The sequence below is a fragment of the Aeromonas sp. HMWF016 genome (genome assembly GCF_963878195.1).
GTDB lineage: Bacteria > Pseudomonadota > Gammaproteobacteria > Enterobacterales > Aeromonadaceae > Aeromonas > Aeromonas lacus.
The window spans coordinates 61,507-75,049 of the sequence record NZ_CAWNWX010000114.1; the positions used below are offsets into that span (position 1 = coordinate 61,507).

Annotated in this window: 15 protein-coding genes; 3 read left to right on the top strand and 12 right to left on the bottom strand. The window is 58.3% G+C overall.

All coding sequences use genetic code 11. The annotated features are described in order from the left end of the window. Positions 1-56 precede the first annotated feature (56 nt). The 4 genes from folA to AACS24_RS19910 all read right to left on the bottom strand — a co-directional run bounded on the left by folA (position 57) and on the right by AACS24_RS19910 (position 2,397). Entirely contained in the window at positions 57-548 is a 492-nt protein-coding gene (folA, locus tag AACS24_RS19895; RefSeq protein WP_108571761.1) for a type 3 dihydrofolate reductase, read from the bottom strand. 18 nt (positions 549-566) lie between these two features. Further along, positions 567-1,034, bottom strand: coding sequence for a threonine/serine exporter family protein (locus AACS24_RS19900; protein WP_033112733.1), 468 nt, complete (start codon positions 1,032-1,034; stop codon positions 567-569). Next, positions 1,031-1,828 (bottom strand): threonine/serine exporter family protein, encoded by a 798-nt coding sequence (locus tag AACS24_RS19905; protein ID WP_042029862.1) that lies wholly within the window; start codon positions 1,826-1,828, stop codon positions 1,031-1,033. Before AACS24_RS19905 ends, AACS24_RS19900 begins: the two co-directional genes overlap by 4 nt. Positions 1,829-2,061: 233 nt before the next feature. Beyond that, on the bottom strand, positions 2,062-2,397 hold the full coding sequence (locus AACS24_RS19910; RefSeq protein ID WP_108571762.1) for a DUF3135 domain-containing protein: 336 nt from the start codon (positions 2,395-2,397) through the stop codon (positions 2,062-2,064). Between the two features lie 402 nt (positions 2,398-2,799). Between AACS24_RS19910 and mog the strand changes: the two genes are divergently transcribed. Further along, positions 2,800-3,330 carry a molybdopterin adenylyltransferase gene (gene mog / locus AACS24_RS19915; protein WP_108571763.1) on the top strand — a complete coding sequence of 177 codons (531 nt, stop codon included), beginning with the start codon at positions 2,800-2,802 and terminating at the stop codon, positions 3,328-3,330. A 90-nt stretch (positions 3,331-3,420) separates the two neighbouring features. Here mog and AACS24_RS19920 read toward each other — a convergent pair whose 3' ends face one another. The 6 genes from AACS24_RS19920 to trmB all read right to left on the bottom strand — a co-directional run bounded on the left by AACS24_RS19920 (position 3,421) and on the right by trmB (position 7,875). Continuing rightward, positions 3,421-3,822 carry a DUF2541 family protein gene (locus tag AACS24_RS19920; protein WP_108571764.1) on the bottom strand — a complete coding sequence of 134 codons (402 nt, stop codon included), beginning with the start codon at positions 3,820-3,822 and terminating at the stop codon, positions 3,421-3,423. Between the two features lie 173 nt (positions 3,823-3,995). After that, entirely contained in the window at positions 3,996-4,205 is a 210-nt protein-coding gene (locus AACS24_RS19925; protein ID WP_033112737.1) for a YgdI/YgdR family lipoprotein, read from the bottom strand. Positions 4,206-4,406: 201 nt separating this feature from the next. Next, positions 4,407-5,699 (bottom strand): sulfurtransferase, encoded by a 1,293-nt coding sequence (locus tag AACS24_RS19930; protein ID WP_108571765.1) that lies wholly within the window; start codon positions 5,697-5,699, stop codon positions 4,407-4,409. Between the two features lie 29 nt (positions 5,700-5,728). Further along, positions 5,729-6,649: a glutaminase B gene (glsB, locus tag AACS24_RS19935; protein WP_033112739.1), complete on the bottom strand. Its 921-nt coding sequence runs from the start codon at positions 6,647-6,649 to the stop codon at positions 5,729-5,731. A 131-nt stretch (positions 6,650-6,780) separates the two neighbouring features. Next, a complete protein-coding gene (locus AACS24_RS19940; RefSeq protein WP_033112740.1) occupies positions 6,781-7,113 on the bottom strand; it encodes a YggL family protein in 333 nt (110 codons plus the stop codon). A 48-nt stretch (positions 7,114-7,161) separates the two neighbouring features. Next, entirely contained in the window at positions 7,162-7,875 is a 714-nt protein-coding gene (trmB, locus tag AACS24_RS19945) for a tRNA (guanosine(46)-N7)-methyltransferase TrmB (protein ID WP_108571767.1), read from the bottom strand. Positions 7,876-8,224: 349 nt separating this feature from the next. Here trmB and AACS24_RS19950 point away from each other — a divergent pair, with 349 nt between their 5' ends. Next, entirely contained in the window at positions 8,225-9,406 is a 1,182-nt protein-coding gene (locus AACS24_RS19950) for an aminotransferase-like domain-containing protein (protein ID WP_108571768.1), read from the top strand. Between the two features lie 73 nt (positions 9,407-9,479). On the opposite strand, the gene AACS24_RS19955 is transcribed toward AACS24_RS19950, so the two are convergent. Continuing rightward, entirely contained in the window at positions 9,480-11,009 is a 1,530-nt protein-coding gene (locus tag AACS24_RS19955; protein ID WP_108571769.1) for an EAL domain-containing protein, read from the bottom strand. A gap of 266 nt (positions 11,010-11,275) precedes the next feature. Between AACS24_RS19955 and AACS24_RS19960 the strand changes: the two genes are divergently transcribed. Next, the gene (locus AACS24_RS19960) at positions 11,276-12,181 is read left to right on the top strand and encodes a TIGR01777 family oxidoreductase (RefSeq protein ID WP_108571770.1); all 906 of its coding nucleotides are present in this window, start codon (positions 11,276-11,278) and stop codon (positions 12,179-12,181) included. Positions 12,182-12,271: 90 nt separating this feature from the next. Here the strand turns inward: AACS24_RS19960 and AACS24_RS22010 are convergent. Continuing rightward, on the bottom strand, positions 12,272-13,543 hold a 1,272-nt coding region (locus tag AACS24_RS22010), incomplete at its 5' end, for an ABC transporter permease (RefSeq protein WP_308810143.1).

A 13,543-nucleotide genomic window follows, 5' to 3' on the forward strand; every position in this document is an offset into this window, starting at 1 on the left:
TCCCCCATAACAACAAGGGCACCAGAAGGTGCCCTTGTTGTTTGTGTCATAAGACGTTACTTGCGCAGCCAGGTTTCGAAACGATAGGGATGCGGGTTCTTCTCGTCGGCCTGGTGAGCTTCACGCTCGACACACTGCCACTGCTCATCCTCAAAAGCAGGGAAGCGGGTATCCCCCTCCACCATCAGCTCGATGCGGGTCAAATAGAGGCAATCCGCCCGGGGCAGCAGCTCGGCATAGAGGTGCCCTCCCCCGATCACCATCACTTCCGCCACTTCGTTGTCGGCCAGCAGCGCCAGCGCCGCTTCGACGGAACCAACCACTTCGATCCCCTCTGCCTGATAGTCAGGGTTGCGGCTGATCACCAGATTGCGGCGACCGGGCAGCGGACGACCGATGGATTCAAAGGTCTTGCGCCCCATCAATACCGGCTTGCCAAGGGTGACCCGCTTGAAGTGGGCCAGATCGGCCGGCATGTGCCAGGGCATCTGGTTGTCCTTGCCGATCACCCGGTCGTGGGCCATGGCGGCAATCATGGAAATCTTCATTGGGCTTTTCACCATCCGTCAGATTATGGGGCGGTTACGGTACACGACCAGGGAGGGGATCGCCAAACCGAAACTGAGGGCTCCCACGATAAAGAGAGCCTTGAGGCCGTTCTCCACCGCACTCTGGAGCAGGTTCATAGTCACGCCGTTGATGTTGAGCTCCACCACAGCGATCATGGTCTTGAAGGCGTAGCTGCCCGGGATCATCGGGATGATGGAGGCGACACTGAACACCGGGCGCGGCGCCAGCAGGCGGCGCGACCAGTAGACGCAGACAAAGCCCACGGTGGTGGATGCGGTCAGGGTTGCCCACTCGATGGGCATGCCGTAGTGGATAAGCAGAGTCCGCAGACTGTGGGCCAGCGCGCCGCCCATGGCGCAGTACTTCAGCATTCGCGGCGGCACGTTGAACAACATGGCAAACCCGACTGCCGGAATGGCCGACCAGAATGCATCCTTGGCCAGTAGCCAGAGCAGATCAATCATACCTTCCACCCCCAGATCCCGGTCACCGACATGGCGAGAATAATGCCGATAGCAGCGCTGATGGTGAGCAGGGTCGCCGTGCCCCAACGCGCCAGCCCCATATTGAAGTAGCCCTTCACCATGTCGGAAACGGCGTTGATGAGCGGAAAACCCGGCACCAGCAGCAGCACGCTGGCCGCCATGGCGAGATAGGGCTGACTGCCCCAGCCAAAGAAGGTGGCGCTGGAGGCAAGCAGGGTGGCGATAAAGCCGGTCACGGCAAAGTTGATGAGCGGACTGTGGTGGTGGCGGGCCATCAGCTGGCGCACCCGCATCGCGATCGCAGCAGAGAGGCAGGTCACCACGAAGATGGGCCAGTCACCGCCAAACAGCAGGCTGAAAGCACCACAGGAGAGCCCCACCATGGGCACCACCAGCCAGGGGTGATAGTGAAAGGGGACAATGGCTTCGAGCCGCAGGCGCACTTCACGGGCCCCGATCAGCTCTTTCTCTGCCATGATGCAGATGCGCTGGATCTCGCACACCACCTGCATGTTGATCCCGTGTTCGCGCACCCGCCGGGTGGTAGTGACGCAACTGCCCTGATAGAGGCTGGTGAGCACGATGGCACTGGAGGAGATGGCCATCTCGACGCTCTCCAGCCCCAGTGCCATACCAAGGCGTACCGTGGTCTGCTCGATGATCCGGCTCTCGGCACCAAACTGGGCCAGCATCTGCCCCACCTTGACGATAATGCGGGTGATCTCTGTCTGTTGCTCCCGCGACAGCACCCGTCTTGGTGTGATACTTCTCATAATCCCTTCGAGTCGTAGCAATAAATTTTGGCCATATTAACTTAACTTTTATCGCTATTCATCCACCCTTATCACAACTCCCTGATTAATCTATTTTGGCGAAATAAAATAAAAACCCATCACAACTTCATCACCAGTGACATAAAAATTCATAACAAATAAAAAGAGAGTGGCACATTCTTATTTTGCCACTCTCCATCAAATCAAGTTTCGATGTTAAATATTGCGACAGATTATTTAGGCCGTTTATAGTCGGTCAACCGGATTATTTTGCCACCGCCATCGTTTTCAGGCGGAGGTATCTCCTCCTCGCTAAATTGTCGCATTTCACTGCCCATCAGATAAAAGGAGTCCCGCATCATATTGGCAATACGGATACAGCTGTCGAGGTTGTTTTTTGCCAACCTGCGCTGACCGTCAATCTTGAACTGGAGCCCGCGCAAACGGCGCTGCCGATCGGGGCTGGCCCGTGCCATCAGCTGTTCAATCTGCTGCTCCAGAATGGCATCCAGCCGGGAGGGTTCACTCGCAGCCAACTCTTTCAGGGTGTCAAAATCAGGCAACTCCATATGCCCTCCCAGGCAACGCCAACGGGCAGCACAGTCTGTGCTGCATCCTTATCTCGCACTTATCCCGCGCTCATCTCTTTCTCTGTATACGATGCCGATATAAAGGGTTCAATCCACCAGATGCATATCGTCAGGGTATTATCGGTATTGGCTGGTTTTATCTATTTTAATTGCGTTAAGAATCAAACGATTACTTTTATTATCCGGCCCACCTGCCACTTATAAAATTTTGTCTGATGTAATTCGTTTTTTATGGCCAATTAATAAATTTTTGCTCGATATTTTGCTTCATTCGACGCTGGATAATCGTAGTCCGGAGGGCTCAGATTTTCTGGCGGTTTAACTTATCTCACTGATTATGTTATTTTAATTACCACTTTTTCGGATATCCAAGAGCAGACCATGAGCAAGGCAAAAATCGGTATCGTGACCGTCAGCGATCGCGCCAGTGCCGGCATCTACGAAGACCTCTCCGGCAAGGCCATCATCGACACCCTGAACGCCTATCTGACCTCGGAATGGGAGCCCGTCTATGAGGTGATCCCCGATGAGCAGGATCAGATTGAAGCGACCCTGATCCGGCTGGCGGACGAGGAGCAGTGCTGCCTCATCGTCACCACTGGCGGCACCGGCCCGGCCAAACGGGACGTCACCCCGGAAGCGACCGAAGCGGTGTGTGACCGTATGATGCCGGGCTTTGGCGAGCTGATGCGGGCCGAATCCCTCAAGTTTGTGCCGACCGCCATTCTGTCACGCCAGACAGCGGGCCTGCGCGACGATACCCTGATCGTCAACCTGCCGGGTAAGCCCAAGTCGATCCGCGAGTGTCTGGATGCGGTCTTCCCCGCCATTCCCTACTGCATCGACCTGATGGAAGGGCCCTATCTCGAGTGCGACGAAAGCGTCGTCAAGCCATTTCGACCGAAGAAATAATTCACTCCAGAAAAGGCCATAGAAAATAGTGGCGAGCATTGCTCGCCACTATTTTTTTATCCGGTTTTTCACACCGACAAACCGCTTCGATTATTTACGGCCAAATACTTTCACGCCGGCCTTGCTGCGCTCGGAATTACCGTACACTTCGATTTTCTTTACACAGCGGCGTGAGCCAAGGGATTTCCAGCCGGTCTCGGTGTCACCGCGCATATCCTGATCGAAATAGATCGTCTTGGTGCGATCACCGCCATATGTGACGACGACTCGATCCAGGGTCAAATCTCGCTCTGCCTTCACCTTGATATATTTGGTCTGGCGGCAAATCACCATGGGAATGGTGGCACCATGATCACCGGCCCCCAGCAAAATAGTGCGGCCGAGGGTGAATTGATCTTCACCGGCATGGCTGGCAGTAGCGGCAACCAGCAGAACAGTTCCCAGCAGGGCACGAACGGAAAAACGGGAACGCCAGAGAGCGAGCAGGGACATAACACCTCCAATAAAAAATGGAGCGTCATGATAGTGAAACAACCATAACGGAAGCTGTACCTCGCGGCCAAAAGCAGCGAATTGATGGTAATTTGCCGTGAATGTCGGCAATTTGCATGGATTTCAAAACAACAAGGGCTGCCACTGGCAGCCCTTGTCATCTCATGGCAGGCTCAACGCTCCATGATCTGGGTGACGTCATCCTTTTTGATCATCACTTCGCGCCCTTCGGTATCGTAGTAGCGATACATGCCGGTGCTCTCGTCCAGCTTGGGTTTGCTATCGGTGGTGATCATCTTGCCATCTTTGGTGCTCATGATGTATTGGGAGCTGCATGCCACCAGCCCCAGCGCACAGATCAGGATCATCATCAGTTGTTTCATCGCCGCTTTTGCCTCCCTCTGCACCCTCACCACGAGGATGATGAGTGAAGCCTAGCTCAACATCCTGGCCCCGTTTGCATCGATTTCGGCAACGGGATCCGCGTCAAAAATCAGTGAGTTAGCCTTTATGACAGCGATGAATCAGGCACCGGAATAAAAAAGGCCGGACAACTGTCCGGCCTGTTCTGCGGAGTGTATCCGTTACTTGGCAGGCTTGCGCTCGCCGGTCACAGTCGGGTTCTTGGGATCGGAACTCCACTCGTACCAACCGCCGTCGTAGACGCTAATCCGCTTCCAGTCCATCAGCCAGGCGTAGAAAAAGGCTTCGGAGGCGCGCCAGCCGGTACCGCAGTAGAAAGCAGCCTGCTGGGTCGGCTCGATGTTCCACTCATCCCACATGGCGAGGATCTCGCGGGCCGGCTTCATGGTGCCGTCCGGGTTATGGAAGTCGCTCATGCTGTTGGCATCGACACCACCATGACCCCACTTGGCCCCCGGGATATCGCCCTTCGGCTTGATGTAGCTGTAGCCGGAGGTGTTGCCGACAAACTCGTCCCAGGTACGCACGCTGACCAGCGCGCTATCGGGCTGCTTGAGCAACTCTTTAGCCTGACTTAGCGTGGTGTAGTACTCGGGGTGAGCGGGAATGGCCACGCCAAAATCCTTCACCGGCTCATATTTGTTGGGCAGACCGGTTTCGGTGCGCAGGTGCTGGATAAACCAGGCATCCAGGCCGCCGTCCAGCAGACGGACATCTTCAACGCCGGCATACATCATCAGGTGAGCGGCACGGGCAGCGGCCATGGTGTTGCGACCGTAGAGGATCACGGTGGTGTCGTGACGGATACCATTTTCCAGCAGCAGCTTTTTAAGCGCCTCGTCAGAGACCTTGTTCCAGAGCGGCTCCTCTTCCAGACGGTTGGTATCGATATAACCCGCCCCCGGAATGTGGCTGAGCAGATAGGCCTTGGGTGAACCCCAATCCACCTCAAACAGCTTCCAGTCACCCTTGGGCGCTGCGGCTACCGGCCGGCCTTCCTGCAGGTCGAGCAACCAGCGCGGGTAGACCAGTTGCTGCCAGCGAGCCAGGTGTTCGCGCGGGGCGCTTTGCCAGCCCTGCAGCTCGAACAACTGCTTGATGCCCTGCATGCGCAGCATGCGCGCCACTTCGGCCACTTCACGCGGCGCACCATACAGTGCGACCGGGCGGTCGGCTTTCAGCCCCTTGGTAGCAAGGGCGGCAGGCCAATCCGCATCGCGGTATTTCCACTCGGCGGAGAGGTTCTCGGCGCCAGCCACATGGCCCCCCTGCTTCTCGCCCTCCATGGGCCACCCCTGATAGAAGTAGCTGGCGCGAGTATCCAGGATGACCGCCTGTTTGGCCTTGGCGTCAGCCAGCGAAAGCGGTGGCAACTCGGCTGCAAAGGTGGGCAGGGCACACCAGAGCAGCAAGGTCGCCAGCGCGGCCTGCAAGAAGCGAAGATGTCGTTTCATGGTGATTTCTCGATTCATAGTGAACAAGGTTAAAAAATGGAGCGGCCCAGACGCTCGGCCAATAACTCCAGCGCTGCCGTCCCTGCCAGCGAATTGCCCGCTTTGTTAAGCTCGGGCGACCAGACACAGACGCACAATTCTCCCGGGATCAGGGCCACGATACCACCGCCGACCCCGGACTTGCCCGGCATGCCAACCCGGTAGGCAAAATCTCCCGCCTCGTCATAGAGGCCGCAGGTCGCGAGCAGGGCGTTGACCTGCTTGGTGGTGCGCGCCGGCAGCAGCGGGGTTGTTTCACCAAGCGGCAAGCCGCGGTTGGCCAGATAAATAAAGGTTCGCGCCAGATCGACGCAACTCATGCGGATGGCGCAGGCATTGAAATAGCTCTGCAGCACCTTGTCCACTTCGTTTTCGAAGTTGCCATAGGCCTTCATCAGATAGGCAATGGCTGCGTTGCGGGCCGAGTGCTGATATTCGGAGCGGGCGACGACCTGATCCGCCATGATGGCCGGATTGCCGGAGAGACGGCGAGCCAGCTCCAGAGTACGCTGGCGCGGTGCGGTAAGGCGGGTCTCCAGCAGATCGTTGACCACCAGAGCGCCGGCATTGATAAAGGGGTTGCGGGGTATCCCCTGCTCGAACTCGAGCTGCACCAGCGAGTTGAAGGGTTGACCGGAGGGCTCTTTGCCGACCCGGGCCCAGATCTCCTCCTCCTGATAGAGGGTGAGTGCCAGCGTCAGGCTCAGGGCCTTGGAGATACTCTGGATGGAGAAGGGTTCGAAGGCATCACCGGCAGTGAACAGCTCTCCCTCCACGGTACAGACCGCAATGCCGAGCCGGTCGGCCGGCACCTGCGCCAGCGCAGGAATATAGTCGGCCACCTTGCCGTGCCCCAGCAGCGGGCGCACCTCTTCCAGAATGCTGGCCAGTAATTCGGATGACAACACCATAAGCAATTCCATGACTAATGCGGGTGTGGAGATCCCATCCCCACTGACAAAAATCCCGCCAGTGGCGGGATTTGTCTATCTGACTGCGGCAGGCAGTCGACACCGGCTCGCCTGCCACAGCGAGTCTGATATCAGGCGGGTTCGCCGTACCAGAGGTCGAACAGTTCGGTGACCACGACAGCTTCCATCCCCTTGCCTTCCAGCCAGGATTTGACGGCGGCACGGTCTTCTTCGCTGCACTTGCCCAGCTGCTGGGTGCAGATCATCCCTTCCCAGGCCAGGTGGCCAGAACCGGCGAAAGCCAGTTTGCGGGGCTCGATCACTTCATCGATCATCGCATCGACTACGGCATCGATGGTCTCTTCGGCAGTGCCGACCGGGAAGTTGAAACTGATGTCGAAACCCATTTCCTGGAATTCATCGACGCGCAGTTTCTTGCGCAGGCGGCGGCTACGATTGGCCATGATAGCTCCTCAAGTTAGTTGATACGCTAGGTGTGTTGACGTGCCAGCTTAGCTGACACGCTTGAAAATCAGATCCCAAACCCCGTGGCCGAGACGATGGCCACGTTGTTCGAATTTGGTCAGCGGACGCCAGTCAGGGCGCGGTACCCAGTTGCCGGTCGGGGAGGTGTTCTGGTAACCCTCGGCGGCGCTCATCACTTCCAGCATGTGCTCGGCATAGTTTTCCCAGTCGGTAGCCATGTGGAATACACCACCGATGGCCAGCTTCTGGCGAATATCCTGGGCAAACGCAGGCTGTACGATGCGGCGCTTGTGGTGACGGCTCTTGTGCCAGGGATCAGGGAAGAAGAGCTGCAGGCAGGAGAGTGAACCGTTCGGGATCATGTGCTCCAGCACCTCGACCGCATCGTGGCAAATCACCTTCAGATTGGTGACACCCGCTTCCTGAGCGGTACCCAGACAGGCACCCACGCCCGGGGAATGTACTTCGATGCCGATGAAGTTCTTCTCGGGGGCATTCTTGGCCATCTCGACCAAAGAGGCGCCCATGCCAAAGCCGATCTCCAGCACCACAGGTGCTTCACGGCCAAACAGTGCGACCAGATCGAGCGGCTTTGGCTCGAAATCGATGCCCATGACCGGCCAGAGCTCTTCCAGGGCCTTCTCCTGCCCTTTGGTCAGGCGGCCTTCGCGACGGACAAAGCTGCGGATCTTGCGCATGAACTTGCCGTCTTCGTTAAATACATCTTGGGTCACAGGCATAATGGTCTCGTTATTTCATCAATCCGGGTAATACATCTTGGGCCGATCCCGCCAGGGGATCGCTTGCGGCCCGCTATTTCATCGCACCGCAAAAACAGGGGAGCGAATTATCCCAAGATGGGCCCAAGGCGCAAGTGTTTCGCGCAACAAATATTCCAGCCAGCCGCTCCCCCGCCCCCTCACTGGCATCACTACTCTGACTAACCGCCCAATATAATCCGCAGTAGAGTCAATCCAGCCCTTTTTTAGCGATTTTTGTGACAATCATTGCCTCATTTCTGAAATCTGATACAAACGGATAACCTGGCGGTCGAATGGAGCGACCGCCCACATGCCGAGAGAATTGCCTATGCAGCCGTTTTTTGCCCAGCGCTTCGAGAAGGTAGAGCCTTCCTTTATCCGTGAAATCCTCAAAGTTGCCGCCAATCCGGAGATCATCTCCTTTGCCGGCGGCCTGCCCAATCCTCACCTGTTTCCGGTCAAGGCGATCGATCAGGCCTGTCAGGATGTGCTGCGCGAACAGGGGGCTGCCGCCCTGCAATATGCGGCGACCGAAGGGTATGCGCCGCTGCGCCAATACATTGCCGACCGCTATCTGACCCGCCACGGCATGCAGGTCAATCCGGACAACATCCTCATTACCAGCGGCTCCCAGCAAGCGCTGGATCTGCTGGGCAAGGTGCTGATCGATGAGGGGCAGGATCTCATCATCGAAGAGCCGGGCTATCTGGGCGCCATTCAGGCCTTTTCTGTCTACCAACCCATCTTCAAGCCGATTACCCTCGGCGAAGCCGGGCTGGATCTGGCGGCGCTGGATGCGCTGCTGGCAAGCGGCTCCAATGCCAAGCTGCTCTACGGCGTCCCCAACTTCCAGAACCCGAGCGGCGTCTCCTACAGCCGCGCCAACCGCGAGGTGCTAGCTGAGCGACTGGTCAGCCACGAGCTCCTGATGGTGGAAGATGATCCCTACGGCGAGCTGCGCTTCGAGGGCGAACATCTGCCACCCATCGCCAAGCTGGCGCCGAACAATACCGTACTGCTCGGCTCCTTCTCCAAAACCGTGGTGCCCGCCTTCCGTCTGGGCTGGATGCTGGTGCCGGAGTGGCTGCGCAAGAAGGTGACCATCGCCAAACAGGCGACCGACCTGCACAGCAACGCCTTCAGCCAGCAGGTGCTGCACCGTTTCCTGATGGATAACTCCCTCGATGCCCATCTGGAGAAGATCAAGGAGGTCTATGGCCGTCAGCGCGCAGCCATGGAAGCCGCCCTGACTCGTCACTGCCCGCCCGGTGTCAGCTACACCAGACCGGAAGGGGGCATGTTCCTCTGGTTGACCCTGCCGGCTCATATCAGCGCCATGGCCCTGTTTGATGAGGCGATCAAGGAAAAGGTAGCCTTCGTGCCGGGCGCCCCCTTCTATGTGCGCCCCGAAATCCAGAACACCCTGCGCCTGAGCTTCTCCTGCGTCGACGAAGCGACCATAGAGGAGGGGGTCAAGCGGCTGGCTCGCGCCCTCCAGCGGATGCTCTGACCGAAGCCACCGCACTAAAACAAAAAACCAGCGCACAGTTCGCTGGTTTTTTTATGCCTTCAATTAACCACAATCAGCCAAACAAGGTCTTGCGGAACTGCGCCATCGGCATGGGTCGGCCATAGAGATACCCTTGCAGATAGTCGACATGGCGAGCCCGCAGGTAGTCCGCCTGAGGCTGCTTCTCAACCCCCTCCGCGATCAGGATCAATTCAAGCCGTTTCGCCAGATCAATCACGTTTTCCACGATATGGCTGGAGAGTGCATCCGTGCCAATCATCTCCACAAAGCTCCGGTCAATCTTGATTGCATCGACCTGAAACTGTTGCAGATAGGTCAGACTGGAGTGACCGGTGCCAAAGTCATCGATAGAGATCAACACGCCCAGCTTGCGCAATTCGGCAAACATCCGGGCAGTTGTCTCATCGGCCACCAGCAACTCCCGCTCCGTCAGCTCCAGCCCCAAATCAACGGGATTCTCCTTGAAGGCATCGAGAAACGCCTTGCAGTCAGCCAACAGGTCGAGATCCTGAAAGTGTTTGGCGCTGATATTGAAGCAAAAATGAAACTTTGCTGGCAGCTTGCCGGCATGAGGGGAGAAGTGGTCGCGCACCTCGGCCATCAACAGGCTGGTCATGGGCACAATCAGCCCGCTATCTTCCGCCAGCGGGATAAAGCGATCAGGCGGAATCATCCCCTGTTTGGGGTGCTGCCAGCGCATCAGCACCTCGCAGCCACGCCACTGCTCGTCATCGCCGGAGACCACCGGCTGCAGGTAGGGAATAAACTCCTCGTCGATCAACGCCCGCTTGAGCTCCTCCGATGGTGAGCTGCTACGCCCCATCAGCCGGAATGTCCCCACGCCAACCAGCAACCCCAGCAGAGGGTAGAGCATGATATGGCCCCAGGAGTGGCGCCAGGCGTGCTCAAGATAATCCTCTCGTGTCACCCGGGTAGCCACCTGATAGGGATAGCGGCTCGAAGAGAAGGCCAGATAACCCGGCTCAGTTGCAGGCGGTACCCCTGCGACTTGTCCGCTACCAAACATGGCACGGGTGCCGACAATAAGCGCCATCGGCGAGTTCTTGCTGGAGATATCGAGAATGTTGCGCAAGTAGTACCCATCGACACCAACCAGCACACTCCCCTTACCTGCGGCATGGCGAAATATCAGTAGAGGATGATCCGGAGTAACCACATTGCCTTTGAGCAACTGCAAACGGCCCGCAACATAACGGTTTACATCGAACACCCCGTCGTAATCGCCATAAAGGGAGGAGCAGTAGATACGACTGCCGAGCGCCAGATTGACGGAACGAACATCGGGGACGATAGCCGCCTGTTCTCGCAGCAGTTGCGCCGTATCCCTGCAGGGTTTATCCAGCATATCCTCTACATTGATCGCAGCCTGACGGGCATGATCCACGGTCCGGTCAAACAGGGTCAGCGAATATTGCAACCGCTGCTGGGCATCCTTGTTCACTTCCGACATGGTTTGCCAGGCCACAGTCAGTTCCCCCAGTACCAGTAACGCACCACCTGCGAGCAGGGCAGCAAAAAGCCTTGCACGCAGCTTGCTTGTTTTCAGACGATGAAATGGCATGGTTTACTCTTCGTATACAGGAGGTAGCTACCGAGGTAGCAGATGGCAGCCCGGGCCTTGGCCACAAGCAGTAGCAATGATAACGATTCAGTAACAGCCTCTCACATCACAAAAATCCATCAACCAAGGACACAGATTAAATGCATTGCCCAGTTGTCAAGAAAAGGCTCATCCATCTTGCTCCACCAGCCCGGGATTGGCACGCTGCTTGTCCATCGTGATCAGGGCCATTAGAGTAGAACAAACGACCGCAGGAGCGCGCAATAATGAAGATTCTGATTACCGGAGGAACCGGTTTTATTGGCCGCCGTCTGGTGGCCCATCTCAAGGTCAATCACGACGTGGTCGTCCTGAGCCGACAAGGCAGCCGCGCCTACTCCCTGCTTGGCCATGATGTCCATATCATCGATAGCCTCGACAGCCTCGATGATCTCAACGATGTGGATGCGGTGATCAATCTGGCCGGCGAACCCATAGCTGCAGGCCGCTGGAGCGAGCAGCGCAAGCAGCTGCTCTGCGACAGCCGCTGGCTGCTGACCGAGCAGCTGGTCGACCTTATCAAGCTCTCCACAACGCCCCCCAAGGTGCTGATCAACGCCTCCGCCATCGGCTGGTATGGCAGGCAGGGTGCTGAGCCCCTCGACGAGCAGTGCCGCTCACCCCATCAGGAGTTCACCCACCAGCTCTGTCAGCAGTGGGAGACGCTGGCACAGGAAGCTGGCAGCAAACAGACCCGGGTCTGCATTGTGCGGATCGGGCTGGTGCTCGGCATGGATGGCGGCGCCCTGCCAAAAATGCTGCCCCCTTATCGGCTCGGGCTTGGCGGCCCCATGGGCAGTGGCAACCAGATGATGAGCTGGATCCATGTGCAGGATCTGGTGCGCGCCATGCTGTTTCTGCTGGAGCACGAGGAGTGCAACGGTATTTTCAACGGCACGGCACCTCATCCGGTCAGCAACCGGGAATTCAGCCAGACTCTGGCTCGCACCCTCCATCGCCCACACCTCTTCTTCGTCCCGGCACCGCTGCTGCAGCTGGTGATGGGAGAGGCAGCCGATCTGCTGCTGACCGGGCAAAACGTACTGCCCGCGCATCTGCAACAGGCCGGCTTCCACTTTACCTACCCGCAGCTGCCGCAGGCACTGACCGATCTGTTGCGAGAGACTCGCTAACACTTTCCGAACAGCCAAAACTCGCACAGCAATCAGCCCGACCACTGGTCGGGCTGATTGTCTCCAGCACCTGCACTCTCGCGGGCCTGATTACAACAATCCCTGACCCAAACCACGCAGCCGATCGCTGAGGGTACCGGCCAGTAGCTGGCGCCGCATCCCCTGTCCGGCCAGCGTGACCAGCAGCGCCCCCAGGGTTGGCAACCCGAGCCAGATGCGCCAGTGGAGCTGCCACTGGCCATCAAACCACCAGAACTGCAGAGCCAAGGCGCACAACTCCACCACCATGGCGGCGCACAGCCCGGCCAACAGGCCGCTCGCCACCAGCTCCCAGCGCAACATCTTGCCAAGCAGCACGCTGCCAGCCCCGAGGGTGCGCATCAGCAGCAGTTCGCGCCGCCGATGGGCCATGCTGGCCTGAGTCTGGGTCAGCAGTACCAGCAGCGCCGCCACCGTCACCAGTCCCAGCATCAGGGCTAATGCCCGGCTCACCTGCTCCGAAACCCGGGTCAGACGCACGATGAGATCATCCACATCAATCAGGCTCACCGTCGGATGGTGGCGGATCAGCCCCACCTCGGCGGCACGCCCCTCTGGCGGCAGCCGGTAGCTGCCGATCCAGGTGCGGGAGAAGGAAGCCAGCAGATCGGGTGAGAAGATCATGTAGAAGTTGGGCCGCATATTGTCCCACTTGATGCTGCGCAGACTGGTGACCCGGGCCCCGAAGCTGCGCCCCTCGATGGTAAAGGCGAGCATGTCCCCCAGCTTGATATCGAGTCGTTTGGCCAGTTCGCTATCGACCGATACCTCACCGGGGCCGGAGAGCCATTTCCCTGCCACCAGCTTGTTGTCGGCCGGCAGGGTCGCCGTGGTAGTAAAGTTGAGCTCCCGATCGACCCCTTCGCGACCACTGCGACCCCCTTCCCCCACCGCATCACCAGCGATATGGGTCAGGCGCCCGCGCACCATGGGATAGAAGTCGGAGGTAACGGCGCCAGCTCCCGCCAGTTCGCTCAGGATCCCTTCCCGCTCGTTCTCGGCCACATTGACCAGAAAACGGTTGGGGGCATCGGCCGGCAAACGGGCGGAGAACTCCTCCAGCAGATCGATGCGAACCACCCAGAGCAAGCCAAACAGCATCAGCGCCAGCGCAAAACCGGCCAGCTGAAAGAGGCCGCTGCGCCGCTCGCGCGACAGATGGGCCAGCGCCAGCCGCAGGGCGTGCGGACCGCTCACCCGCGCCCCCAGTCGCAACATCAGGGAGGCCAGCAGAGCCAGCAGCCCCATCAGCAGGCCCATTCCGCCTACCAGACCAAAGGCCAATCGAACATCGGCGGTGAAGCCCCACACCAGCGCAAACAG

Coding starts and splice junctions, on each gene's coding strand:
- AACS24_RS19950 (WP_108571768.1), top strand. CDS start 8,225: ATGCAGCCGTTTTTTGCCCAGCGCTTCGAGAAGGTAGAGCCTTCCTTT.
- AACS24_RS19925 (WP_033112737.1), bottom strand. CDS start 4,205: ATGAAACAACTGATGATGATCCTGATCTGTGCGCTGGGGCTGGTGGCA.
- AACS24_RS19940 (WP_033112740.1), bottom strand. CDS start 7,113: ATGGCCAATCGTAGCCGCCGCCTGCGCAAGAAACTGCGCGTCGATGAA.
- folA (WP_108571761.1), bottom strand. CDS start 548: ATGAAGATTTCCATGATTGCCGCCATGGCCCACGACCGGGTGATCGGC.
- trmB (WP_108571767.1), bottom strand. CDS start 7,875: ATGCCTGTGACCCAAGATGTATTTAACGAAGACGGCAAGTTCATGCGC.
- AACS24_RS19930 (WP_108571765.1), bottom strand. CDS start 5,699: ATGAAACGACATCTTCGCTTCTTGCAGGCCGCGCTGGCGACCTTGCTG.
- AACS24_RS19955 (WP_108571769.1), bottom strand. CDS start 11,009: ATGCCATTTCATCGTCTGAAAACAAGCAAGCTGCGTGCAAGGCTTTTT.
- AACS24_RS19905 (WP_042029862.1), bottom strand. CDS start 1,828: ATGAGAAGTATCACACCAAGACGGGTGCTGTCGCGGGAGCAACAGACA.
- AACS24_RS19960 (WP_108571770.1), top strand. CDS start 11,276: ATGAAGATTCTGATTACCGGAGGAACCGGTTTTATTGGCCGCCGTCTG.
- AACS24_RS19920 (WP_108571764.1), bottom strand. CDS start 3,822: ATGTCCCTGCTCGCTCTCTGGCGTTCCCGTTTTTCCGTTCGTGCCCTG.
- AACS24_RS19900 (WP_033112733.1), bottom strand. CDS start 1,034: ATGATTGATCTGCTCTGGCTACTGGCCAAGGATGCATTCTGGTCGGCC.
- mog (WP_108571763.1), top strand. CDS start 2,800: ATGAGCAAGGCAAAAATCGGTATCGTGACCGTCAGCGATCGCGCCAGT.
- AACS24_RS19910 (WP_108571762.1), bottom strand. CDS start 2,397: ATGGAGTTGCCTGATTTTGACACCCTGAAAGAGTTGGCTGCGAGTGAA.
- glsB (WP_033112739.1), bottom strand. CDS start 6,649: ATGGTGTTGTCATCCGAATTACTGGCCAGCATTCTGGAAGAGGTGCGC.